At 59.0% G+C, this 23,759-nt stretch carries 19 protein-coding genes; 13 read left to right on the top strand and 6 right to left on the bottom strand.

Annotation, left to right across the window (positions count from 1 at the left end):
• Nucleotides 1-165 precede the first annotated feature (165 nt).
• From RBH10_RS23130 to RBH10_RS23105, 6 genes are all read left to right on the top strand, one after another.
• On the top strand, nucleotides 166-1,611 hold the full coding sequence (locus tag RBH10_RS23130; RefSeq protein ID WP_281038295.1) for an FAD-binding oxidoreductase: 1,446 nt from the start codon (nucleotides 166-168) through the stop codon (nucleotides 1,609-1,611).
• Between the two features lie 117 nt (nucleotides 1,612-1,728).
• Nucleotides 1,729-2,445, top strand: coding sequence for a FadR/GntR family transcriptional regulator (locus RBH10_RS23125; RefSeq protein ID WP_045020267.1), 717 nt, complete (start codon nucleotides 1,729-1,731; stop codon nucleotides 2,443-2,445).
• Between the two features lie 197 nt (nucleotides 2,446-2,642).
• Nucleotides 2,643-3,803, top strand: a complete 1,161-nt coding sequence (locus tag RBH10_RS23120; RefSeq protein WP_281038296.1) for a fumarylacetoacetate hydrolase family protein — start codon at nucleotides 2,643-2,645, stop codon at nucleotides 3,801-3,803.
• Between the two features lie 114 nt (nucleotides 3,804-3,917).
• Entirely contained in the window at nucleotides 3,918-4,448 is a 531-nt protein-coding gene (locus tag RBH10_RS23115) for a TRAP transporter small permease (protein WP_045020270.1), read from the top strand.
• 4 nt (nucleotides 4,449-4,452) lie between these two features.
• Nucleotides 4,453-5,730, top strand: a complete 1,278-nt coding sequence (locus tag RBH10_RS23110; protein WP_045020272.1) for a TRAP transporter large permease — start codon at nucleotides 4,453-4,455, stop codon at nucleotides 5,728-5,730.
• Nucleotides 5,731-5,768: 38 nt separating this feature from the next.
• The gene (locus tag RBH10_RS23105; RefSeq protein ID WP_045020274.1) at nucleotides 5,769-6,776 is read left to right on the top strand and encodes a TRAP transporter substrate-binding protein; all 1,008 of its coding nucleotides are present in this window, start codon (nucleotides 5,769-5,771) and stop codon (nucleotides 6,774-6,776) included.
• 116 nt (nucleotides 6,777-6,892) lie between these two features.
• Here RBH10_RS23105 and acs read toward each other — a convergent pair whose 3' ends face one another.
• Nucleotides 6,893-8,851 carry an acetate--CoA ligase gene (gene acs / locus RBH10_RS23100; protein ID WP_281038297.1) on the bottom strand — a complete coding sequence of 653 codons (1,959 nt, stop codon included), beginning with the start codon at nucleotides 8,849-8,851 and terminating at the stop codon, nucleotides 6,893-6,895.
• Between the two features lie 233 nt (nucleotides 8,852-9,084).
• Here acs and RBH10_RS23095 point away from each other — a divergent pair, with 233 nt between their 5' ends.
• Nucleotides 9,085-9,789 (top strand): DUF1013 domain-containing protein, encoded by a 705-nt coding sequence (locus RBH10_RS23095; RefSeq protein ID WP_045020277.1) that lies wholly within the window; start codon nucleotides 9,085-9,087, stop codon nucleotides 9,787-9,789.
• A 60-nt stretch (nucleotides 9,790-9,849) separates the two neighbouring features.
• On the opposite strand, the gene RBH10_RS23090 is transcribed toward RBH10_RS23095, so the two are convergent.
• Nucleotides 9,850-10,509 (bottom strand): YggS family pyridoxal phosphate-dependent enzyme, encoded by a 660-nt coding sequence (locus RBH10_RS23090; protein WP_281038298.1) that lies wholly within the window; start codon nucleotides 10,507-10,509, stop codon nucleotides 9,850-9,852.
• Between the two features lie 193 nt (nucleotides 10,510-10,702).
• Here RBH10_RS23090 and leuS point away from each other — a divergent pair, with 193 nt between their 5' ends.
• From leuS to holA, 3 genes are read left to right on the top strand one after another with little or no spacing between them, the layout of a single operon-like run.
• On the top strand, nucleotides 10,703-13,333 hold the full coding sequence (leuS, locus tag RBH10_RS23085) for a leucine--tRNA ligase (protein ID WP_281038299.1): 2,631 nt from the start codon (nucleotides 10,703-10,705) through the stop codon (nucleotides 13,331-13,333).
• A complete protein-coding gene (gene lptE / locus RBH10_RS23080) occupies nucleotides 13,326-13,871 on the top strand; it encodes an LPS assembly lipoprotein LptE (RefSeq protein ID WP_281038300.1) in 546 nt (181 codons plus the stop codon). Before leuS ends, lptE begins: the two co-directional genes overlap by 8 nt.
• 11 nt (nucleotides 13,872-13,882) lie before the next feature.
• Nucleotides 13,883-14,920 carry a DNA polymerase III subunit delta gene (holA, locus tag RBH10_RS23075; RefSeq protein WP_281038301.1) on the top strand — a complete coding sequence of 346 codons (1,038 nt, stop codon included), beginning with the start codon at nucleotides 13,883-13,885 and terminating at the stop codon, nucleotides 14,918-14,920.
• 87 nt (nucleotides 14,921-15,007) lie between these two features.
• Here the strand turns inward: holA and fdxA are convergent, their stop codons facing one another.
• The 4 genes from fdxA to RBH10_RS23055 form a co-directional block, all read right to left on the bottom strand.
• Complete coding sequence (gene fdxA, locus RBH10_RS23070) at nucleotides 15,008-15,346, bottom strand: ferredoxin FdxA (protein ID WP_045020564.1); 339 nt, start codon at nucleotides 15,344-15,346, stop codon at nucleotides 15,008-15,010.
• Between the two features lie 158 nt (nucleotides 15,347-15,504).
• On the bottom strand, nucleotides 15,505-15,921 hold the full coding sequence (locus RBH10_RS23065) for an RNA-binding S4 domain-containing protein (protein WP_281038302.1): 417 nt from the start codon (nucleotides 15,919-15,921) through the stop codon (nucleotides 15,505-15,507).
• A gap of 3 nt (nucleotides 15,922-15,924) precedes the next feature.
• Nucleotides 15,925-19,020 carry a helicase-related protein gene (locus tag RBH10_RS23060; protein WP_281038392.1) on the bottom strand — a complete coding sequence of 1,032 codons (3,096 nt, stop codon included), beginning with the start codon at nucleotides 19,018-19,020 and terminating at the stop codon, nucleotides 15,925-15,927.
• A 430-nt stretch (nucleotides 19,021-19,450) separates the two neighbouring features.
• Nucleotides 19,451-20,803, bottom strand: coding sequence for a ubiquinone biosynthesis hydroxylase (locus tag RBH10_RS23055; RefSeq protein WP_372339799.1), 1,353 nt, complete (start codon nucleotides 20,801-20,803; stop codon nucleotides 19,451-19,453).
• Here RBH10_RS23055 and tesB point away from each other — a divergent pair.
• The 3 genes from tesB to RBH10_RS23040 all read left to right on the top strand — a co-directional run bounded on the left by tesB (nucleotide 20,752) and on the right by RBH10_RS23040 (nucleotide 23,576).
• The gene (tesB, locus tag RBH10_RS23050) at nucleotides 20,752-21,636 is read left to right on the top strand and encodes an acyl-CoA thioesterase II (protein WP_045020293.1); all 885 of its coding nucleotides are present in this window, start codon (nucleotides 20,752-20,754) and stop codon (nucleotides 21,634-21,636) included. The genes RBH10_RS23055 and tesB overlap by 52 nt on opposite strands.
• A 211-nt stretch (nucleotides 21,637-21,847) precedes the next feature.
• Nucleotides 21,848-22,198 (top strand): P-II family nitrogen regulator, encoded by a 351-nt coding sequence (locus RBH10_RS23045; RefSeq protein ID WP_019565993.1) that lies wholly within the window; start codon nucleotides 21,848-21,850, stop codon nucleotides 22,196-22,198.
• Between the two features lie 28 nt (nucleotides 22,199-22,226).
• Nucleotides 22,227-23,576: an ammonium transporter gene (locus tag RBH10_RS23040; protein ID WP_045020294.1), complete on the top strand. Its 1,350-nt coding sequence runs from the start codon at nucleotides 22,227-22,229 to the stop codon at nucleotides 23,574-23,576.
• Nucleotides 23,577-23,759: the final 183 nt, after the last annotated feature.

Raw genomic sequence — 23,759 nt, 5'->3', positions numbered from 1 at the left:
GACCGAAAAAAATCATCGGCTTATCGACCGATAAATTAGCTTGTAAGGTTGTCTGATAACCTTATATGGTCTGATTGAAAATAGTATTTTTTCACAAACCGGCAAAAGCAAGGGCGAAAGACCTTTGCCCGGATATTTTAGGGCGGATTGGACGGAGAGGGTGGAATGACGATCGTGAGCGAACACGATATCGAGGAATTGCGGTTCTCGTTGAAAAACAGGCTCGGTGAGGCTTTGCTGCTGACATCGCAGGAAGACATGCTGCGCTATTGCCGCGACTGGCACGGCGACGTCACCAGCTCGGCTGTGGCCGTGATCCGCCCTCGATCGACCAAGGAAGTCTCCGACACGGTTCGTGCCTGCGCCGAACTCGGCCTCGCCATCATTCCCCAGGGCGGCAATACCGGACTGGTGCTCGGCGGCATTCCCGATGCCCCCAAACGTCAGGTCGTCCTCAGTCTCGAGCGCATGAACGCCATCCGCACCATAGACAGCGACGATTTTTCGGCTGTCGTCGAAGCGGGCTGCATTCTGTCGGAATTCAAGGATGCGGTTCAGGACAAGGGAATGTTCTTCCCGCTGTCGCTTGGCGCACAGGGCAGCTGCCGCATCGGCGGCAATGTCTCCACCAATGCCGGCGGCATCAACGTTCTGCGTTACGGCATGACCCGCGAACTGGTGCTGGGTCTCGAAGTGGTATTGCCTGACGGCACCATCTGGAACGGCCTGTCGACGCTGCGCAAGGACAATCGCGGCATCGATCTGAAGCAGCTGTTCATCGGCGCGGAAGGAACGCTCGGCATCATCACGGCCGTGTCCGTCAAGCTTTACCCCAATCCCGAACATGTCGAGACCGCGCTGCTCGGCCTCAATTCACTTGACGATGCCATCAAGCTTTACCGTCGCGCCCGCCGCGAATGCTGCGACCTGATGTCCGCCTTCGAATTCATGCCGCCGGTTGCCTTCACACTGGCAATCGAAGCCATACCCGACCTCAAGATGCCGATCGCTGGCGATTACCCGGCCTATGTGCTGATGGAAATTTCCGGTTCCGGACTGGTTGATACCGCCGACCTGATGGGGCGGTTCCTCGAGGGTGTCATGGAAGACGGCCTGGTGCTGGACGGCGTCATCGCCTCCTCGCGGGCACAGGCACAATCGCTGTGGCTCTTCCGCGAGGGCATGAACGAAGGTCAGGCGCTGCGCGGTTCCCATATGCGCACCGATATTTCGGTGCCGCTGTCGAAACTTGCGGCCTTCGTGGCCGAAGCCGAGGCCGAACTGGCGGAAAAGCTGCCGGAGTGCCTTGCGGTTTCCTATGGCCATGTTGGAGACGGCAATGTCCATCTCAACGTCCTGCCACCGAACGGCGCGACGCCGCAAGAGCGCGAGGCGTTCATCTACAAGTCCAAAACGCTCGTCAACGAAGTGCTCGACCGTTATGTCGGCAGCATCAGCGCCGAACACGGCATCGGCCGCCTGAAACGCTCCGATTTCGAAAGCCGGCTATCTGATGTACAGCGCCGGATGATCACGGGATTGAAAAACGCCTTCGACCCCGATTTGCGAATGAATCCCGGTTGCCAGATAACCCTGCAACCGGATAGCTAATCGAGAAATAACAGAGGTGGCCGAACGTGCCGCCTCTGAAAAACCCGCTGACGGCGAAGGAGGAAGTCGCCTGCCGCGGGAAAACAGACCAATCGTTTCTGTGGAACGGGAGCAATCATGACGTTGGAGTTCAATCAGATACATCGCAACGATCATCTGCCCGGCCGTATCGCCGCAGAGATCGCCCGCGAGATCAATGATTCGAAACTCGGGCCGGGCGACAGGCTGCCAACGGAACATGTTCTGGCAAAAACATTCGGCGTCAGCCGCTCGGTCATTCGCGAGGCGATCGCGCAATTGCGCAACGAGGGTTTTGTCGAAACGCGCCAAGGCGTGGGCGCATTCGTCACCGATCCCCGGCAGCGACTGTCCATTCGCATCGAGCGGTCGCGCCTGAACGATCCGGAAAATTTCCGCGATCTGTTCCAGCTTCGCATGCCGATGGAAATCGAGGCTGCGGGTCTCGCAGCACTCCACCGCAACCCGCAGCAACTGGCGCGTCTGGCGGCCGCACTGGAAAAGATGCGGACGACCGACGACTGGTCGACGGAAGGTGTTGCAGCCGATCTCGACTTTCACCGCATTCTGGCGGAGGCGACGCAGAACGAATATTTCCTGATGTTCCTCGGCTTCATCGCGGAACGCATCAGTTCCGCCATCAACATCGCCTTCTCCCGCGCTGTTTTCGGGGAGATCCTCGAGGTGACGATCGCCGAACATGTGGCGATCTACGAAGCCGTCGAGAAAGCCGATGCGACGGCGGCCAAGGACGCCATGCGCAAGCATCTGCTCGGCGCCGCAAGCCGGGTCAATCTCGAACTGGATATCTTCTGAACGGTAAACAGAGGTACGAGCATGAAAGCTATAAGACAGCTTTCATGCGATCCAGAGGCGAAAGACGATAATTTTGTCCGCGAGGCCGCTAGACTCGTCGCAAAAGTCATACTAAGAAGAATAAGATTAGGTTGTCAGACATCCAGACAATATGACCGCAGGAGGCGGCTGTCGGAGGGCTGAAGGGGAGGATATACATGACCGGTTCAAGGTCCATCGACGCTACCGCTATTTTGCCTGAAGATTTTGAAAGCGCGCTGCTCGTCGGTCGCGTCTGGTCGAAAAGCGAAGGCGGCCCCTGCCCCGTGCTGCTCAAAGGCGGCGTGCTTTACGACCTGACCTCTCTTTCGCCCACCATGTCCGAACTTCTGGAAAAGACGGATCTGGTTGAGCGTCTTGCCGACACCGGCACATTCGTGGCGCTTGGCACGCTTGAGGCCTTTCTGGATGGCTCCGCCGGCGAGCTTCTTGCCCCCAACGACATTCAGGCTGTCAAGGCAGCAGGCGTTACCTTCGCCGACAGCATGCTGGAACGCGTGATCGAAGAGCAGGCCAAGGGCGATCCGCTGCGCGCGCAGGAAATCCGCGGACGATTGGCGCCCGTTCTCGGCGACAATCTCAAGGGACTTGAGGCCGGCTCCGAAAAAGCGGCCGAAGTGAAGAAACTGCTCCAGGAAATGGGCCTCTGGTCGCAATATCTGGAAGTGGGCATCGGCCCGGATGCGGAAATATTCTCCAAGGCGCAGGCCATGGCCTCCGTTGGTTGCGGCGCGCTGATCGGCGTTCACCCGAAATCGCAATGGAACAACCCGGAGCCGGAAGTGGTGCTCGCCATCGCCTCCGACGGCCGCATCGTCGGCGCAACGCTCGGCAACGACGTCAACCTGCGTGATTTTGAAGGCCGCTCCGCCTTGCTTCTCAGCAAGGCGAAAGACAACAACGCATCCTGCGCGATCGGTCCTTTCATCCGCCTGTTTGACGGAAGCTTCACCATCGAAGACGTGAAAAAGGCGCAGATATCGCTTCTGGTCGAGGGTGATGACGGCTTCACCATGACGGGGGCGAGCGCGATGCAGGCGATCAGCCGTACGCCGGAAAACCTCGCCTCCCAGCTCTTGAACCGCAACCATCAATATCCAGATGGTGCCGTCTTTTTCCTTGGTACGATGTTCGCGCCGGTAAAGGACCGCAATGGCCCGGGCCTCGGTTTCACCCACTCCAAGGGCGACCGCGTTGAAATCTCCACGCCCAAGCTCGGCAAGCTGATCAACTGGGTCACGACGACAGACGAATGCCCGGAATGGACATTCGGCACGGCGGCCCTGATGCGCAACCTGGCGAAACGCGGGCTGCTCTAGGCAATCCGGCAAAACTGCATCGCGGTTTTGCCTCAGGCATTGCGAAACCAATAGGTGAAGCATTGACGGCGGTCCCTCGCCGAAAATGCTTCAAATATTCCTTCGGGAGGGGAAATGCAAAAGACCATCAATCTCTTTTACCGGATTCTCGAAGTCATTCTCGTCCTGCTGCTCGCCGGCATGTCGATCATGGTCTTTGTCAACGTCGTCATGCGTTACACGATGAATTCCGGCATCAACATCTCGGAAGAACTGTCGCGATACTTCTTCGTATGGCTGACCTTCATCGGCGCCGTGCTGACCTTCCGTGAAAACAGCCATATGGGCATCGAAACTCTGGTGATGTTCCTGTCGCGCCGCGCCCGCGTCGTCTGCATGATCGCGTCGAACATCATCATTCTGGCCTGTTCCGCCATCTTCTTCTGGGGAACGTGGAAGCAGTCCGGCATCAATGCCAGCATGCATGCTCCCGTCACCAAGCTGTCGATGATCTGGGTCTATGGCATCGGCATGTTCACCGGTGGCCTGATGTTCATCATCGCGCTGGAACGCCTGTACCGTTACTTGACGGGCCGCGTGACAGAGGACGAAATCGCCCAGTTCGCGGGCGAGAACCTGACGATCGAACAGCTTTCGGAGCGCTGATACTATGACACTTCTCGTTTTTGTCGGCTCTCTTCTAGGAGCCATGGCGATTGGCGTTCCCGTCGCTTTCTCGCTGATGTTCTGTGGCGTCGTGCTCATGTGGTACATGGACATGTTCAACACCCAGATCATCGCTCAGAACATGATTTCGGGCGCGGACACCTTTACGCTGCTCGCCATCCCTTTCTTCATTCTGGCTGGTGAGTTGATGAATTCAGGCGGTCTTTCCCGCCGCATCATCGACTTTGCAATCGCGCTCGTCGGCCATATCAGGGGCGGTCTCGGCATCGTGGCGATCGTCGCGGCCATCATCATGGCCAGCATCTCCGGTTCGGCCGCAGCCGATACTGCAGCCCTTGCCGCAATCCTCATCCCGATGATGGCGAAGGCCGGTTACAATATTCCGCGTTCCGGTGGCCTTATCGCCGCAGGCGGCATCATCGCCCCGGTCATTCCGCCGTCCATGGCCTTCATCGTCTTCGGTGTCGCTGCCAACGTCTCGATCACACAGCTGTTCCTCGCGGGTATCGTTCCCGGCATTCTGATGGGCATTTCGCTGATCATTGCCTGGCTGATCGTGGTCCGAAAGGACAACGTCCAGCCGCTGCCAAGAACCAGTGCCAAGGAACGTCTGGTTGTCACCGCTCGCGCGGGCTGGGCGCTCGGCATGCCGGTCATCATTCTCGGCGGCATCAAGGCGGGCATCATGACGCCGACGGAAGCTGCCGTCGTCGCGGCAGCTTACGCACTCTTCGTCGGCATGGTGATCTACCGCGAACTGAAGCCGGCGGATCTGTTCCACGTTCTTCTGCGCGCCGCCAAAAGCACCTCCATCATCATGTTCCTCGTCTGCGCCGCGCTCGTTTCCGCCTGGCTCATCACGGCTGCGAACATTCCGAACGAAATCGCAGGCTATATCGAACCGCTGATCGATCGCCCGATGCTTCTGATGGTCGTCATCATGGTGCTGGTCTTCGTTGTCGGAACCGCGCTCGACCTGACGCCGACCATTCTGATCCTGACGCCTGTTCTGATGCCCATCATCAAGCAGGCGGGCATCGACCCAGTCTATTTCGGCGTTCTCTTCATCGTCAACAACGCCATCGGCCTGATTACCCCTCCGGTAGGCGTCGTGCTGAACGTCGTCAGCGGCGTCGGGCGCATCCCGCTCGGCAAGGTCACGATCGGCGTCTGGCCGTTCCTCGTCGCCGAAACCATCGTTCTGGCGCTGCTCGTGATTTTCCCGGAAATCGTCATGGTTCCGTTGCAGTACCTTCGTTAATCGATACTTTTCTCGACAACAATCCAAGGGAGGATATTATGAGAAAGCTTCTTCTGACCACTACGGCGATCGCTTTTGCGGTCGGCGCTGCAGCACCGGCAATGGCTGAATTCAAAAGCCGCAACATCCGTCTCTCGAACGGCATCAACCAGGATCACCCGGTTGGCAACGGCGTCAAGGCCATGCAGGCCTGCCTCGATGAAAAGTCCGGCGGCAAGCTGAAGCTGACCGCATTCTGGGGCGGCGCTCTCGGCGGCGACCTTCAGGCGACGCAGGCCCTGCGCTCCGGCGTTCAGGAAGCGGTCGTGACGTCTTCGTCGCCGCTCGTCGGCCTGATCCCGTCGCTCGGCGTCTTCGACCTGCCGTTCCTCTTTGCCAACGACAAGGAAGCCGATGCCGTGATGGACGGCACCTTCGGCGACATGATGAACAAGAAGCTGGAAGAACAGGGCCTCGTAAACCTGGCTTACTGGGAAAACGGCTTCCGCAACCTGTCGAACTCCAAGCATGCCGTGAACAAGTGGGAAGACTTCTCCGGCCTCAAGGTTCGCGTGATGCAGAACAACATCTTCCTCGACACCTTCCAGAACCTCGGTGCCAATGCGACGCCGATGGCTTTCGGCGAAGTGTTCTCGGCGCTTGAAACCAACGCGATCGACGCACAGGAAAACCCCTATGTAACGATCGACACCTCCAAGTTCTACGAGGTGCAGAAGTACATCACCGAGACGAACCACGCCTACACACCGTTCCTCTTCCTCTTCTCCAAGCCGATCTTCGACAGCTACTCGCCCGAAGAACAGACGGCCCTGCGTGAATGCGCAGTCGTCGGCCGTGACGAAGAGCGTAAGGTCATCCGCGAACTGAACCAGAAGTCGCTGGAGAAGATCAAGGCTGCCGGTCTCGAAGTGAACACGCTGTCTCCGGAAGAACAGACCCGTATTCGCGAGAAGTCGATGGTCGTCTACGAAAAGCACAAGGCTGAAATCGGCGCTGACGTCGTTGACGCCGTTCTGGCGGACCTGAAGAAGATCCGCGGCCAGTAATCCTGTCAGGATAGAATTGAAAACACCCGGAGGTTCGCCTCCGGGTGTTTTTGTTTATGGACACGACAGCTAAGAAAAAAGGCTGCCGAAGCAGCCTTTCTCAATATGGTCGACCGTCAGGAGGCGGCCAGCCGGTTCTGCCGGTTGGCGATGAGATCCTCGACCACTGCCGGATCGGCGAGTGTAGATGTATCCCCCAGCGCACCGAAATCATCCTCGGCGATTTTCCGCAGGATGCGCCGCATGATCTTGCCGGAACGGGTCTTGGGCAGACCCGGCGCGAACTGGATCTTGTCGGGCGTCGCAACCGGCCCGATCTCGTTGCGCACGTGCTTTATAAGCTCCTCGCGCAGCGCATAATCGCCATTCTGCCCGGCCATCAGCGTGACATAACAATAGATGCCCTGACCCTTGATGGGGTGCGGATAACCGACCACGGCCGCTTCCGAAACCTGGTGATGCGATACCAGCGCCGATTCCACCTCGGCTGTGCCGAGGCGGTGGCCGGAAACGTTCAGCACGTCATCGACGCGGCCGGTGATCCAATAGTAGCCATCCTCATCGCGCCGGCAGCCGTCGCCAGTGAAGTACTTGCCCTTGTAGGTCGAGAAATAGGTGTCGATAAAGCGCTGGTGATCGCCATAGACGGTTCGCGACTGGCCCGGCCAGCTATCGATGATGCAGAGATTGCCGTCGGCCGGCCCTTCCAGCACATTGCCTTCAGCATCGACAAGCTGCGGCTGCACGCCGAAGAATGGCCGTGTCGCCGAACCCGGCTTCAGATCGGTCGCGCCCGGCAACGGCGATATCAGAATACCGCCAGTTTCCGTCTGCCACCAGGTATCAACAATCGGGCTCTTGTCCTCGCCGACCACATGGTAATACCACTCCCATGCTTCCGGATTGATCGGCTCGCCGACCGTTCCAAGCAGCCGCAGGCTGTCGCGCGACGAGCGCGTGACGAACTGGTCGCCCGCCCCCATCAGCGATCGGAGCGCCGTCGGCGCGGTATAGAAGATATTGACTTTATGTTTGTCGATAACTTCCCAGAAACGACCCTGATCCGGGAAGTTGGGAACACCCTCGAACATCAGCGTCGTCGCACAATTCGCAAGCGGCCCATAGACAATATAAGAATGTCCGGTAACCCAGCCGACATCGGCCGTACACCAGAAGACCTCGCCATCCTTGTAGTCGAAGACATATTCATGCGTCATCGACGTATAGACGAGGTAACCACCCGTCGTGTGCAGAACGCCCTTGGGCTTACCGGTGGAACCTGATGTGTAGAGGATGAACAGCGGATCTTCCGCTCGCATCTTCGCCGGTGGGCAATCCGGTTTCACCGTGGCGATTTCCTGATGGTACCAGATATCGCGGCCTGGCGCCCAGCCGGTCTTGCCGCCCGTGCGGCGCACGACAAGAACCTTGTTGACGATGACATATTGCTTGGCGGCGATATCGATCGCCTTGTCGGTGTTTTCCTTGAGCGGGATCGGCTTGCCGCCGCGCACGCCTTCATCGCAGGTGATGACGAAGGTTGATTCACAGTCGACGATACGGCCGGCCAGCGCTTCCGGCGAGAAGCCGCCAAAGACGACGGAATGCACGGCACCGATGCGGGCACAGGCAAGCATGGCATAGGCCGCCTCGGGGATCATCGGCATGTAGATGGTGACGCGGTCGCCCTTCTTGACGCCGTGCTTCTTCAGCACATTGGCCAGACGGCAGACATAATCGTAGAGCTGGTTATAGGTGATCTTCTTGTCGATATAGGGATTGTCGCCTTCCCAGATGATCGCCGTGCGCTCGCCATGCGTCTTCAGATGCCTGTCGATACAGTTATAGGAGACGTTGGTCAGGCCGTCCTCGAACCACTTGATCGGCACTCTTCCCTTGAAGGAGGTGTTCTTGACCTTGGTATAGGGCTTGAACCAGTCGATCCGCCGGCCATGCTTGTCCCAGAATTTTTCGGGGTTCTCGACGCTCTCCTGATACCATTTCTGGTAACGCTCATTGTCGATGAGCGTCCGGGCTTTTGCCGATTTGAGCACCGGGTAGATTTTGGCAGACATGAACTCCTCCTGGAACCAGATATAGCTAGATATGCGTGGCCTTGAGACTCCCACCTCAGGCATGTGTTGAATTCATAGCAGTTCAAATGCACACGGCAATTAGACAAAGGCATTTGTTTCGCAAAGAATTGCAATTATGATGCAATCCAGTTATAGAGCGCCAATTATCCCGGAAATCAGTGGTTGATACCACGCCCGCGACCCCGGCGCGGACGGACAGAAGGACTGTATCTATGGCTCAACAATTGCTCATGCCAAAAGCTACGGCTGTATGGCTGGTTGACAACACCGCGCTGTCGTTCGATCAGATCGCCACGTTCTGCAAACTGCATCCGCTCGAAGTCAAGGCAATTGCCGACGGTGAAGCCGCGCAGGGCATCAAGGGTCTGGATCCGATAGCGACCGGACAGCTTTCCCGCGACGAGATCGCCCGCGCTGAAGGCAATCCCAACCACAAGCTCAAGCTTTCCGAGCCGAAGGTCCGTGTGCCTGAATCCAAGCGCCGTGGCCCGCGCTACACGCCGGTTTCCAAGCGCCAGGATCGTCCGAACGCCATTCTCTGGCTGGTTCGTAACCATCCGGAACTGAAGGATGCGCAGATTTCGCGCCTCGTCGGCACCACCAAATCCACCATCGAGCAGATCCGCGACCGTACCCACTGGAACTCGGCCAACCTGACCCCGATGGACCCGGTAACGCTTGGCCTCTGCAGTCAGATCGATCTCGACCTCGAAGTCGAACGCGCATCGCGCGGCCGCCCGCTGCCGACCGCAGAAGAGCTTGGCAACACGCTGCAGCCGGCAACGGCGACGGAAGGTCTGGACTACAGCTTCCAGCGCGAAGAAGAAGAAAAGCAGATCGACGCGGACGCCGTCTTCAAGAAGCTCAGCTCGCTGAAATCGGCACCGAAGGACGAAGACGAGGACGATCACTACTGATCGAAAGTCTTTCCGTTTATGAAAACCCGGCCGCTGTGCCGGGTTTTTTGTTTTCAGAGCCTACCGCGCGCCGAAGATTGCCGAGCCGACGCGCACGCTGGTGGCGCCGAATTCTATCGCCGTCTCGAAATCGCCGGACATGCCCATGGAAAGCTTCTCAAGGCCGCATTGTTTGGCAAGCTTCGCCAGAAGCGCGAAATGCGGGCCGGGATTTTCCTCAGCCGGCGGAATGCACATCAATCCCTCGACCGGCAATTTCAGCTCGTCCCGGCAAAAAGCCACGAAAGCGACTGTCTCGCGCGGATCGATGCCCGCCTTCTGCGGCTCAAGCCCGGTATTGACCTGAACATAAAAACGAAGGCTGCGCCCCTGTTTGCCGCATTCCTCGGAAAGCGCACGGGCGATCTTTTCCCGGTCAATGCTCTGCACGACATCGAACAGCGCAACGGCATCCGCCGCCTTGTTGGATTGCAGCGGACCGATCAGGTGCAGCTCGATGTCAGGTGTCTTCTCTTTCAGCGCGGGCCACTTGCCCTGCGCTTCCTGCACGCGGTTCTCGCCGAACACGCGCTGACCGCTGTCGATCACCGGCTGGATCTCTTCCGCTTCGAACGTCTTCGAAACGGCGACGAGGGTAACATCCGCCGCCTTGCGGCCGGACTTTTCCGCTGTCTCCGCTATGCGCTGCCTGACATCCTCAAGACGTGCTTCGATTTCCATCACAGGACCTTTATTTGAACCATTCTGAACGCTAACTAGACGCCGATTGCCTTGATGCCAAGCGGCTTTAGCACCATTTGAGGAACGCTGGCCAAGATTGAACGCCCGAACGTCCCGCCAAACTTGACGCCCCGGTCGTTTCATGGTGAAGGTCAGCGCAAATTTTTCCCCTCGATACCCGGAATTCTAAACAATGGCCATCGAACGTTACAATCCTCGCGACGCCGAGCCGCGCTGGCAGCAGAAATGGAACGAAGACAAGGTTTTCGTAACCGACAACAGCGATCCGCGTGAGAAGTATTACGTTCTTGAGATGTTTCCCTACCCGTCGGGACGCATTCACATGGGTCACGTCCGCAACTACGCCATGGGCGACGTCGTCGCCCGTTACAAGCGCGCGCGCGGCTTCAACGTTCTGCACCCGATGGGCTGGGACGCCTTTGGCATGCCTGCCGAAAACGCTGCGATGCAGAACAAGGTCCACCCGAAAGACTGGACCTACCAGAACATCGCCACCATGCGCGACCAGCTGAAATCCATGGGCCTGTCGCTGGACTGGACTCGTGAATTCGCGACCTGCGATGTGGAATATTACCATCGTCAGCAGGCGCTGTTTGTCGACTTCATGGAAAAGGGTCTGGTCTACCGCAAGCAGTCCAAGGTCAACTGGGACCCGGTCGACCATACGGTTCTGGCCAATGAGCAGGTGATCGACGGCCGCGGCTGGCGTTCCGGCGCGCTGGTCGAACAGCGCGAATTGACGCAATGGTTCTTCCGCATCACCGATTTCAGCCAGGATCTGCTGGATGAGCTGGACACGCTGGACCAGTGGCCGGAAAAAGTGCGGCTGATGCAGAAGAACTGGATCGGCCGCTCCGAAGGCCTGTCGCTGCGCTGGCAGACCGTTGCTGGCACAGTGCCGGAAGGCTTTTCCGACATCACCGTTTATACGACGCGTCCCGACACCCTGTTCGGCGCATCCTTCCTGGCAATCGCCGCCGATCATCCGCTGGGGAGAGAGCTGTCGGAGAAGAACGCTGATATTGCCGAGTTCTGCGACGAATGCCGCCGCCATGGCACGTCTCTCGCAGCGCTGGAAACGGCGGAAAAGAAGGGTATCGATACTGGCGTTAAGGTCGTGCATCCGCTGGACCCGACGTGGGAACTGCCGGTCTATGTCGCCAACTTCGTGCTGATGGACTATGGCACCGGCGCAATCTTCGGCTGCCCCTCGGGCGACCAGCGCGATCTGGATTTCGCACGCAAATACGATCTGCCTGTTGTGGCCGTCGTTGCGCCGGAAGGTCCCGACGCTGCCAGCTTCACCATTGACGACATCGCCTTCACCGATGATGGCGTGATGATCAACTCCGGCTTTCTGAACGGCATGAACACGACCGATGCCTTTGAGGCGGTCGTGCAGAAACTCTCTGCCCAGACGCTGGGCAACACGCCGCAGGCCGAGCGCAAGGTCAATTTCCGCCTGCGCGACTGGGGCATTTCCCGCCAGCGTTACTGGGGTTGCCCGATCCCCGTCATCCATTGCGAAGTCTGCGGCGTGGTGCCGGTTCCGAAAAAGGACCTGCCGGTCAAGCTGCCGGACGACGTGACCTTCGACGTGCCCGGCAACCCGCTGGACCGGCACCCCACATGGCGTCACGTTGCCTGCCCGCAATGCGGCCATGACGCGCGTCGCGAAACCGACACGATGGACACCTTCGTCGATTCCAGCTGGTATTACACCCGCTTTACCGCGCCGTGGGAAGACCAGCCGACCGACCCGAAGGTCGCCAACCACTGGCTGCCCGTCGATCAGTATATCGGCGGCATCGAGCATGCCATTCTGCATTTGCTCTATTCGCGCTTCTTCACCCGCGCCATGCGCGAGACCGGCCATGTCGGCGTCAAGGAGCCCTTCAAGGGCCTGTTCACGCAGGGCATGGTGGTGCACGAGACCTACAGCCACGGTGAAGGCACCGGCCGCGAATGGGTGGCGCCCGCCGACCTGCGCATCGAAGAGACGGACGGCGCCCGCCGGGCATTCCTCCTGTCCTCCGGCGCGGAAGTGAAGATCGGCTCGATCGAGAAGATGTCGAAGTCGAAAAAGAACGTGGTCGACCCTGACGATATCATTGCATCCTACGGGGCGGATACCGCACGCTTCTTCGTTCTGTCGGACTCTCCGCCCGATCGCGACGTCATCTGGTCCGAAGCCGGTGTGGAGGGCTCAAACCGCTTCGTTCAGCGCGTCTGGCGCATCATCGGCGAAGTCGCCAATGAGCTGAAGAGTGTCACGCCGAAGCCCGCGAGCGAGGGTGAAGGCCTGGTAGCCTCCAAGGCGGCCCACAAGACACTGAAGGCCGTTCAAGAGGATCTGGACAAGCTCGCCTTCAACAAGGCGATCGCCCGTATTTACGAACTGGTCAACGCGCTCGCAGCCCCGCTTGCCGATGTTGCGGCCGGCGGCAAGCCTGAAGACGTCAAGGCGGCGGCACGCGATGCGGTCGAAATCCTCATCCGCATCATCGCCCCCATGACGCCACATCTGGCGGAAGAATGCTGGTCGGCGCTGGGCAACGAGGGTCTCGTCGCCCAAACGCCATGGCCAACCTTCGTGGCTTCGCTGGTCGAAGAAAACGATGTGGTCATGCCCGTTCAGGTCAACGGCAAGAAGCGCGGTGAATTGACAATCGCGCGCGATGCGGATCAAGATGCGGTCCGAGCGGCTGCCCTTGCGCTGGATGCCGTCAAATCCATTCTTGCCGGTGGCGAGCCCAAAAAAGTCATCGTGGTTCCGCAGAGGATTGTGAACATTGTTGTCTGACGTTTTTTCGAGATGGAGCCGCGTTGCGGCAGCAATTTCCGTCGTGATGATGGCCGGGCTTCTGGCTGGCTGCCAGGTGCGCCCGCTTTATGGCGAGGCGTCTGGAACCAAGGAGAGGCTGGCGGCTGTCAGCGTTTCGAATGCCGGTGACCGCATAACGCAGGAAGTGCGCAACCAGTTGATCTTTCTGATGTCCGGCGGCGCGGGCGAACCGGCCACTGCTCAGTACAACGTCAAGATATCCGTAAGCTCGAGCGCCACTTCCACGGAAGTCGAGAACTACGACCTGACGACCCGCACCAACAACAACTACAACGGCCCTTATCCCGGCCGCGTGGTGATGAATGGCAATTACGTTCTGACGCGCATTTCCGACGGCCAGATCCTGCGCTCCGCACGGCGCAACGTCACCGCGCAGGTGGATCTGCCACAGCAGGAGTTTGCCAAGATCAGGGCGATCCGCGACGCAGAAAACCGGGCGGCCCGCGAACTGGCTGAAATCATCCGCACCGATATCGCCGCCACTCTCGGCCGCTGAGAGCCGCGGCGGTGACGGAGATAAAATCGCATGAATTTGAGCGCTTCGCCGAAAATCCGGCGGAGCGCTTTCGCATTTTCGTGCTCTACGGCCCGGATCGCGGCCTCGTATCGGAGCGAGCCAGCTTCATTGCCAAAAGGACCGGCATCGATCCCGATGACGCCTTCGCATCACTGAAGCTTAACGCATCCGACCTGCAGGGTGATCCCGGTCGCCTTCTCGACGAGGTAAACGCTATCGGCCTTTTCGGCGGCGAAAAACTCGTCTGGGTCAAAAGTGCTTCGGCTGAAAAGGCGCTGGTGGATGCTCTCCAGATTCTGGCCGAGAGGCCACCCGAAGCGAGCTTCCTCATCATCGAGGCAGGCGATATCAAAAAAGGCACCGGGCTGCGCAAGATCGCAGAGCCCGCACGCTCGATCGCGGCAATCCCCTGTTATGCGGACGACGCCCGTTCGTTGAATGCGTTGATTGATCAGGAACTGTCCGCTGACAATCTGCGCATTGCTCCGGCCGCACGGCAGAGATTGATCGACCAGTTGGGCGGCGATCGTATTGCCTCGCGCAACGAGATCCGCAAGCTGGCGCTCTACTGCCGGGGCGCCGACGTGATCGAAGAAGACGATGTGCTGGCGATCATCGGCGATGCCAGTACGGTTTCGGCTGATGACGCTGTCGATGCCATCCTGAAGGGTGACAGAAACGCCTTTTTCCACGCGACCCAGAAGATCGTTTCGTCGAAGACGCCGATTTTTCTTGTGCTTCAGGGGTGCCTCAAGCAATTCCAGCTGCTGGACCAGATGCGGGCCGAAATGGACGAGAAAAAACAGCAGGCCGGGCAGGTCATGCAGACACTCGGACGCCACATCCATTTTCGCAGAAAGCCGGTCATCGAACGCGCACTGCGGACCTGGCAGCCGGCAGCGATCGCCCGCGAGATGAACCGTCTGCAAGCCGCCATATTGCAAAGCCGCCAGCGGCAAAGCCTGGAAGACAGTGTCGCGCTTTTGACGTTGCTGTCGACCACCTTGCAATCCGGCCGCGGCGGATAGCTGGCTGAAGGTCAGCAAAAAGCCCTCGTGCTTACGCTGCGAGGGCTTTTAAAATTACGGCATAAAAGACACCGGGGTGTCGGAAACTCAGTCGCCCTGACCGGGCTCGGCGGAGAAATAAAGCTCCAGCTTGCCTGTCACGCCGTCCATTTCCTTGGCTTCCGGCATGGGGTCACGCTTTATCGTGATATTCGGCCAGATCGCCGCATATTCCGTATTGAGCTTCAGCCATTTGTCGAGACCCGGCTCCGTGTCGGGCTTGATCGCTTCGGCAGGACATTCCGGTTCGCACACACCACAATCGATGCATTCGTCAGGATTGATGGCGAGGAAATTTTCACCCTCGTAAAAGCAGTCGACGGGGCAAACCTCAACGCAATCGGTATATTTGCAGCGAATGCAATTGTCGGTCACGACATATGTCATGATGAACTCCAGAATATGCAGGCCGGGTCTGTGGGCTTCGGAACACAAGCCGTCGCCCGGAATTCAGACAGGGCAATTTTGCAAGTGAGGTAATGCCTTTGCCTTCAGATAGCAAGGATAAACAATTCTGAAAAACGGGTATGACTTGGAGGTTTATTCTATTCTTTGCTTCCGTCGCTGTCCGACAGAAACTTGTCGATCGCCCGGCGCTCCTTTTTGGTCGGGCGGCCGGTGCCCGGCTGGCGTATCGCCTGCTCAAGGGGGCTAAAACGGTCGGAGGGCTCGCGTGGCGGCGTCAGGTCGTCGTAGAGAAGTCTGGCTTCCTCGTAGGGTCCACGCCGCTCACCCCCGGATTTGACGACGAGCACCTTGTCCATGCGCTCGAAACCGATATCGAGCCTGTCTCCCGCCTTCACCATATGGCTGGGCTGGCGGATGCCGACACCGTTGACCTTGACCTTACCCGACTGAATGTAGCTCTGGGCAAGTGAACGGGATTTGGCCATGCGGGCAAAGAACAGCCACTTGTCCAGACGCTGACGCGTGCTTTCGAGTGGCTGTTCGTTGCTCCCCATAGCTTACTTCTTCAGCTGCTCCTTGAGAGCAGCGAGCTTTGCGAAGGGCGAATCCGGATCGATCGGCTTTTCCTTACGCGGCGGCTTGGCTTCGAAACGCTGCTGACCCTGCGGTTTCCCACCACGATCGTTACGGTCCGGCCTGTCCTTGCGCTCCCCGCGATCCTGACGATCATTGTTGCGGTTGTTGCCACGGTCGGGACGTCCGCCATCACGCTTGCGTTCGCCTTCACCGCCTCGATTGGCAGCTTCGCGATTTGCTCCGTCACGATTGTCGCGACGGCCTTCGCCGCGACGTTCACCCTGCTCGCGTGGTGCCTGATCGCGACCCTCGCCACGGCCTTGATCGCGATTGCCGGGACGACGGTTTTCGCCACGCTGGTTTTCGTTGCGACCACCCGGACGCCACAACAGAACAGGCTTCGGCTCGGTAGCCTCAGTGCTCTCTGCGGACACGACCTCGCTTGCGACAACCTCTTCGCTGACGGCTTCCGCAACCGGAGCTTCCTCAGCGGTTTCGGTCTCCACAACAGCCGCTGCCTCGGAGACCTGCTCTTCGGAAGCCGGTTCATCCTGCTCGGTCTCTGCGCTCTCGTCTTCCGTTACCGCTTCAGAAGCGGCAGGAGCCGCAGCACCGGTCTGGCTGGCGAGGAAGGTCTGAGCCTCTTCCGCCGTTACCTGATCGGCACGGTAACCGAGGCCCTTGAGGATTTCTTCCATGTCGTCGAGCGTTGCGCCGAGAATGGAAAGCATCGCGGTCGTCGTCGTGAAACGGCGGCCGTCATAAGCGCCTTCCGGACGCGGCTGCTGGCCGGGTTTCCACTGCAACAGCGGACGGATGAGATCGGCCAGACGCTCGAGAATGTCGATACGCACGGCGCGCTTTCCGAGGAAACGGAAACCGGCGAGCTTGTAGAACATCCGCTCGAAGGTGGGGTCCGTCACAACAGAGGTGCGGCCGGCGGCAAGCACCGGAATGAGATCGCCATAACCCGGCTTGCCGAGACCATCGTTCTTCAGCGCCCAGAGCAACGTGACAAGCTCCGCCGGAGCGGGTTTCAGAAGCGCGGGCAGGAAGACGTGATAGGCACCGAAACGCACGCCGTAACGGCGCATGGAGGCACGGGCGTCCTGATCCAGAGACTTTACGTCTTCGGTGACGTCGCGGCGGAAGAGAACGCCAAGATTTTCGACCAGCTGGAACGCCAGGCCCTTTGCCAAACCCTGAAGGTCTTCGGCGCGCGAAATATCGTCCAGCGGCTTCAGCACGGTCGCAATCTGGTGATTGACGAAACGTTCGACGCGCGCCAGCGCATGATCACGGGCATTTCCGCTCAACTGCTCGTCGGCGAACAGGATCACGCGCGGCTTCATGATATTGTCGCCTGCCGAAAGGCGGGCCACCGGCTCGCCCAACCAGCGAACCAGACCATCGGAGCTCAAAGCGAGATCACCGTTTCCACTGGCGTGCAGACGCGCGGCACGCGCCTCGTATTCGAGCGCGAGCGCCTTCTGCGCCGCAGCCTGCACGGCCTTCTGATCCGGCCCTTCCATTCCCGGCACCGGCGTGAACCGGAACCCGGCCAACTGGCCGACGTGATGTCCTTCTACAAAGACATCACCATTTACACTGATTTCAGCTTCAAGCATCGTATTCTCTCTCAGGCGCCTCATGAGCACAGATGTCCTGCGATCAACAAAGCGTTTCGTCAACCTTTCATGTAGAGCATCGGACAATCGATCTTCGATTTCCCGCGTCTTTTCTTGCCAGTGTGTCGGATCGGCAAGCCATCCTGGGCGGTTCGATACATAAGTCCATGTTCTGATCTGCGCAATCCTTGCAGACAAGGTATCGATCTCTCCATCGGTACGATCGGCACGACGCACCTGTTCGCCCATGAAATCTTCGTTCACCGTGCCACGTTTTACCAGATCGAAATAGAGCGTTGAGATCAGATCCGCATGTTGAGCGGGCGCAATGCGGCGATAATCGGGAAGCGCACACGCCTCCCAGAGTTTTTCAACCCGTGCATCCGTCGTCGTCACGTCGATGATCTCAGGGTAACGCGACAAATATTCGAGCGCCTGCTGGTCGATCGCCGGCAAGGCCCGTGAAAGCCCCTGGATCGCCGGAGCAGCATCAAGGCTCAGGCGCAGATTGGCGATGGAGGAAAAATCGAAATTTTTCGTCCGCCATTGCAGCACCTTTACCGAATCGAACTGATGGGTCTCGATGCGCTCCACCAGCTCGTCGTCAAATGGATCGACGCGCCCCGTCACACCAAAAGTGCCATCGCGAAGATGGCGACCGGCGCGACCGGCAATCTGGCCGATCTCGCCCGGATTGAGATTACGGAACTGGTAACCGTCGAATTTGCGGTCCTGCGCGAAGGCAACATGATCGACATCGAGGTTGAGGCCCATGCCGATGGCATCCGTCGCCACGAGATATTCAACGTCGCCCGATTGGTAGAGCCCCACCTGGGCATTGCGCGTGCGCGGCGAAAGCGCGCCCATCACCACGGCGGCACCACCGCGCTGGCGGCGCACCAATTCGGCAATGGCATAGACCTCTTCCGCCGAAAAGGCGACGATTGCCGTGCGTTGCGGCAGGCGGGTTATCTTCTTCTGGCCCGCATAAAAAAGCTGAGACAGGCGCGGCCGCTCGACCACGGTAATTCCCGGCAGCAGCTTTTCGAGGATCGGGCGCATCGTACCGGCGCCGAGAAGCAGCGTTTCTTCTCGCCCGCGCAAGTGCAGCACGCGGTCGGTGAAAATATGCCCGCGCTCCAGATCGCCGGCCAGTTGCACTTCGTCGATTGCGACGAAAGCGGCCGTCGTCTCGCGCGGCATGGCTTCCACCGTGCAGACGGAATATTTGGCTTTTGGGGGTGAGATTTTCTCTTCGCCGGTAATCAGCGCCACATTCGGCGCGCCCACCTTTTCGACAAGACGGGTATAGACCTCGCGCGCCAGAAGACGCAACGGTAGGCCGATGACACCGTTGCCATGCGCCACCATCCGCTCGATTGCGTAATGGGTCTTGCCGGTATTGGTGGGGCCGAGAACGGCCGTGACACCGCGGCCGCTCAGGATCATGGGGCGAAAATTCAACGTACTATCCGCGAATCGACTTCATCTGCTTGCCGTGCCGCCCACAATCGCTGAATGCGGGCCGCACGCATCACACACATGGCAATGCCCGCCGACAAAGGCAATAGGCCTCGCCCGCAAACTGACATGAGGTATTTGCTTAGCCGAATTTTCCCTAAAGATTCAAATGGTTGAGTAAATAAAAAGAATCCGGCGAAACCGAGATCGATTCGGATACGGAACAGTCTGCGAACGAATCGAATACGAATCGCTGACTCGACGGGATTCAGCTTTTGTTCTCCGCAACATCTGGTTGGCAAATGCACGCGCCATACCAGATTGTGAATCCGGATAAGTCCTTGGCCGGATTCAGCTTTGCGGCACCGTCTTCCGGCGGAAAATGCCGGAATCGGCTGTCAAGCGGCAATCACAGGAGTTAGAGCGCCTCGCCGGCAAGCAGGCGCGGCGCGCCCGCATCCGTCGTGCCGGCGGCCTGACCGATGAAATAGGATTTCAGACCCGGCAAACGATCGACCACACCCAGGCCGAGATCGCGCATGATGCGAATGGGACCGACATCGTTGGAGAAAAGCCGGTTCAGCACATCGGTCGTCACGCCCATCCGCAACGTGTCGAAACGCCGCCAGGACTGGTAACGCTCGAGAACATTGAGAGAGCCGATATCGAGACCGAGCCGGTCTGCCTCGACCACGGTTTCGGCCAGCGCCGCAACGTCCTTGAAGCCGAGATTGAGGCCTTGGCCCGAGATCGGGTGAATTCCATGCGCGGCATCGCCGGCCAGCGCGAAACGCGGCGCGACGAAGGAGCGCGCCAGTGTCAAGCCCAGCGGAAAGGCGCGGCGGGGACCGACGGGACGGACAGGGCCGAGCTTGTGGCCGAACCGGCGCTCAAGTTCTTCCTCAAACACCAGATCATCGGCAGCCACCAGCCGGTCGGCATCGGCCGTGCGCTCGGTCCAGACAAGCGACGACCGGTTTCCCTTGAGAGGCAGGACGGCAAAAGGCCCCGACGGCAGGAAATGTTCCTCCGCGCAGCCTTCATGCGGCCGCTCGTGTTCAACGGTCGTGACGATACCGGACTGATCGTAATTCCAGTGCACGGTCTTTATGCCCGCCATATCCCGCAAGGCCGAGCGGACGCCGTCGCAGGCGATGAGCAACCGCGCTTCGAGCGACGAGCCGTCGGAAAGGGCAATGGCCGTCGATTGCGGGCCGGCGGTAAAGCCGGAAACACTGAGACCGTGGCGGATCTCGACGCCGAGGCGCTCGCACAGGCCTCGCAACGCACCGACCATAGCAACGTTCGGAACCATGTGAGCAAAGGGCCTGCCCTCTTCCACCGCGCCATCGAATGTCAGAAACACCGGGCGAACCGGATCGGCTGTCTTCGGATCGGTGACGATCATCTTGTGGATCGGCTGGGCTTCCGGCTCAATTTCGTTCCAGATGCCGAAAACGTCGAGCATGCGCGTGGCCGCCGCAATAATGGCGGAAGCACGGACGTCCTTCTTCCAGACATCCTCTGGAGCGGCCTCAACCACCTGCACATTCAGATGTCCGGCTGCCTGCTTAATTGCGACAGCAACGGAAAGACCGACATAACCGCCGCCTGCCACCACCACGTCCAGCATCGCGCTTCTCCTCAAATCTTGTGCACGCATCATTGGCGCACTATAGACCATGTGACGTCTTCCTACAGCCGGAGCAGGCCGAAAAAATGTCGCATCCTTCGCAAACGTCAGACCCGATGGCCAATCTGATCTCCACACTCGATCTCGAGAAGCTGGAGGAAAACCTGTTTCGGGGCGAAAGCCCGCAAATCGGCTGGCAGCGCGTCTTCGGCGGCCAGGTCATTGCCCAGGCCCTGATCGCGGCGCAACGAACCGTGGATGACGACCGCTTCGTGCATTCGCTACATTCCTATTTCATGCGCCCCGGCGATCCGCTGGTGCCCATTCTCTACCAGGTCGAGCGCATTCGCGATGGCGCGAGCTTCTGCACCCGGCGCGTGGTCGCCATCCAGCATGGCAAGGCGATCTTTTCCATGTCGGCGTCGTTCCAGATCGTCGAGGACGGCTTTAACCATCAGATAAAAATGCCTGATGTGACGCCGCCCGAAAAGCTGATGAGCGAAGAACAGATGCAGGCGGCCTTCCTCGCCAACGCACCCGCCTCGATCCGCAAATACTGGAGCAACAAGCGCCCGATCGAGATAAGGCCGGTTTCGCTGACCCATTATATTTCGAAAGAAAAGCTGGAACCGCAGCAGGATATCTGGGTTCGCGCCGTCGGCGATGTACCGGACAATGCGCATTTCCAGTCGGCCATTCTCGCCTATCTGTCGGACATGACCTTGCTCGACACATCACTCTACGCCCATGGAACGACGATCTTCGATCCGTCCATTCAGGTGGCGAGCCTCGATCATGCCATGTGGTTCCACCGCCCCTGCCGGTTGGACGACTGGCTGCTCTACACGCAGGATAGCCCCAGCGCCTCGGGAGCGCGCGGTTTGACCCGTGGCAATATTTTCACCAGACAGGGTGAACTCGTCGCCTCCGTGGCGCAGGAAGGTTTGATCCGCAAAAGGGCAAATGATTAAATAATGCGCTTTTTTCAAAAATCGCACATTTAATAGACGAAAATTTCGCGGCCCAGTGCCCCTTTTTCAGACGCTTGTCATATAAATTTTATATTTCAATAACTTAGAAGCCACATCAAAACTGGCACGCCCTTTGAATGTATGTCCGTAGTCGCTGTTACTGATCTGCCAGCGCGAGGAGAGTCGGCTCCGTGCCGAGGACAAACAAAGGATGGGAAACCAGATGAAAATTGTGATGGCCATTATCAAGCCGTTCAAGCTGGATGAAGTGCGCGAAGCGCTTACCGGCGTCGGCATCCAAGGCCTGACCGTGACCGAGGTAAAGGGTTACGGACGCCAGAAGGGGCATACCGAGATTTATCGCGGCACGGAATATGCGGTGAGCTTTCTTCCCAAACTGAAGATCGAGATCGCGGTTGCATCCGACGTCGTCGACAAGGCTGTCGAGGCGATCGCATCCGCCGCGAAGACCGGGCAGATCGGTGACGGCAAGATCTTCGTCTACTCTATCGAACAGGCCGTGCGCATCCGTACCGGCGAAACCAACACAGAAGCGCTTTGAAGCACGGCTGACAGGGAGTTTTCTAGATATGCAACTCAACAAGTTCTCAACACTCGGCAAACTGGGCGCCGGTGTGGCGGCCCTGATGGCCCCGGCAATCGCCTTTGCGCAGGATGCCGCGCCGGCAGTGGCAGCGGCGGCACCCGTTCCGGAAAAAGCCGACACCGCATTCATGTATGTCGCGACGATCCTCGTGCTTTTCATGATCATTCCGGGTCTGGCCCTGTTTTACGGCGGCCTCGTCCGCACCAAGAACATGCTCTCCGTTCTCATGCAGTGCACGGTCATCGGCGCAGTCATGATGCTCGTCTGGGTGATCTACGGTTATTCCTTCGCCTTCGGCGGCGGCACCGGCCCCTATTTCGGCGGCTTCGGCAAGCTGTTCCTGTCCGGCGTTTCGCTTGACAGCACCTCGGCAACCTTCTCCCAGGGCGTCGTGATCTACGAATACACCTTCATCGCCTTCCAGATGACCTTTGCGGCCATCACGCCTGCGCTGATCATCGGTGCATTTGCGGAACGCGTGAAGTTCTCGGCTGTCATCCTGTTCACCATCCTGTGGGCCACTTTCGTTTATTTCCCGATCGCTCACATGGTCTGGGACGCAAACGGCCTGATCTTCGGCATGGGCGCTCTCGACTTCGCCGGCGGCACGGTCGTTCACATCAATGCCGGCATCGCCGGCTTGATCGGCGCGATCATGGTCGGCAAGCGTACCGGCTTCGGCAAGGACATGATGGCACCGCACTCCATGACGCTGACGCTGGTTGGCGCAGCCATGCTGTGGTTCGGCTGGTTCGGCTTCAACGCCGGTTCCAACCTCGAAGCTTCGGGCGGTGCGGTTCTCGCAACCATGAACACCTTCCTCGCGACAGCAGCAGCCATCGTTTCCTGGTCGCTGGTTGAAAGCTTCACCCGTGGCAAGGCTTCCATGCTGGGCGCCGCTTCGGGCATGATCGCCGGCCTCGTCGCCGTAACACCTGCGGCCGGTTCTGTCGGACCCATGGGCGCGATCGTTCTCGGCCTCATCGTCTCGCCGATCTGCTACTTCTTCGTCTCCGTGGTGAAGAACAAGTTCGGTTACGACGACACGGCTGACGTCTTCGGCGTGCACGGCATCGGCGGCATTATCGGCGCCCTCGGCACCGGCATCTTCACCTCGCCGCTGCTTGGCGGCACAGGCAAGGCAGACTTCTCCATCTCCTCGCAGCTCTGGACACAGTTCGTTGCCGTGGCCATCACCATCGTATGGTGTGCGGTCGTCTCGGTCATCCTCTACAAGATCGTCGACGTGATCGTTGGTCTCAGGGTTCCGGTCGAAGCGGAACGCGAAGGTCTCGACCTTGCGACCCACGGCGAAGCCGCCTACCACTCCTAAGACCCGGGAAAAGGGGTTCTCCATCCCCTATCCCAAAAGAAGGCCCGCTTCGGCGGGCCTTTTTCTTTGCCGTAAATCCGCAAGTCGCCTCAAAAAACCGCATGGTTAACACGACATTAACCAGCGAGCTGTTAGTTTTCCCTGTCAATCCGGGATTGCGGTAGCCTGCCGTATCTTGCCGAA

This window comes from Rhizobium sp. AN73 (genome assembly GCF_030757975.1).
GTDB classification, from domain to species: domain Bacteria; phylum Pseudomonadota; class Alphaproteobacteria; order Rhizobiales; family Rhizobiaceae; genus Agrobacterium; species Agrobacterium arsenijevicii.
This window is presented reverse-complemented; position numbering and strand designations above follow the sequence as displayed.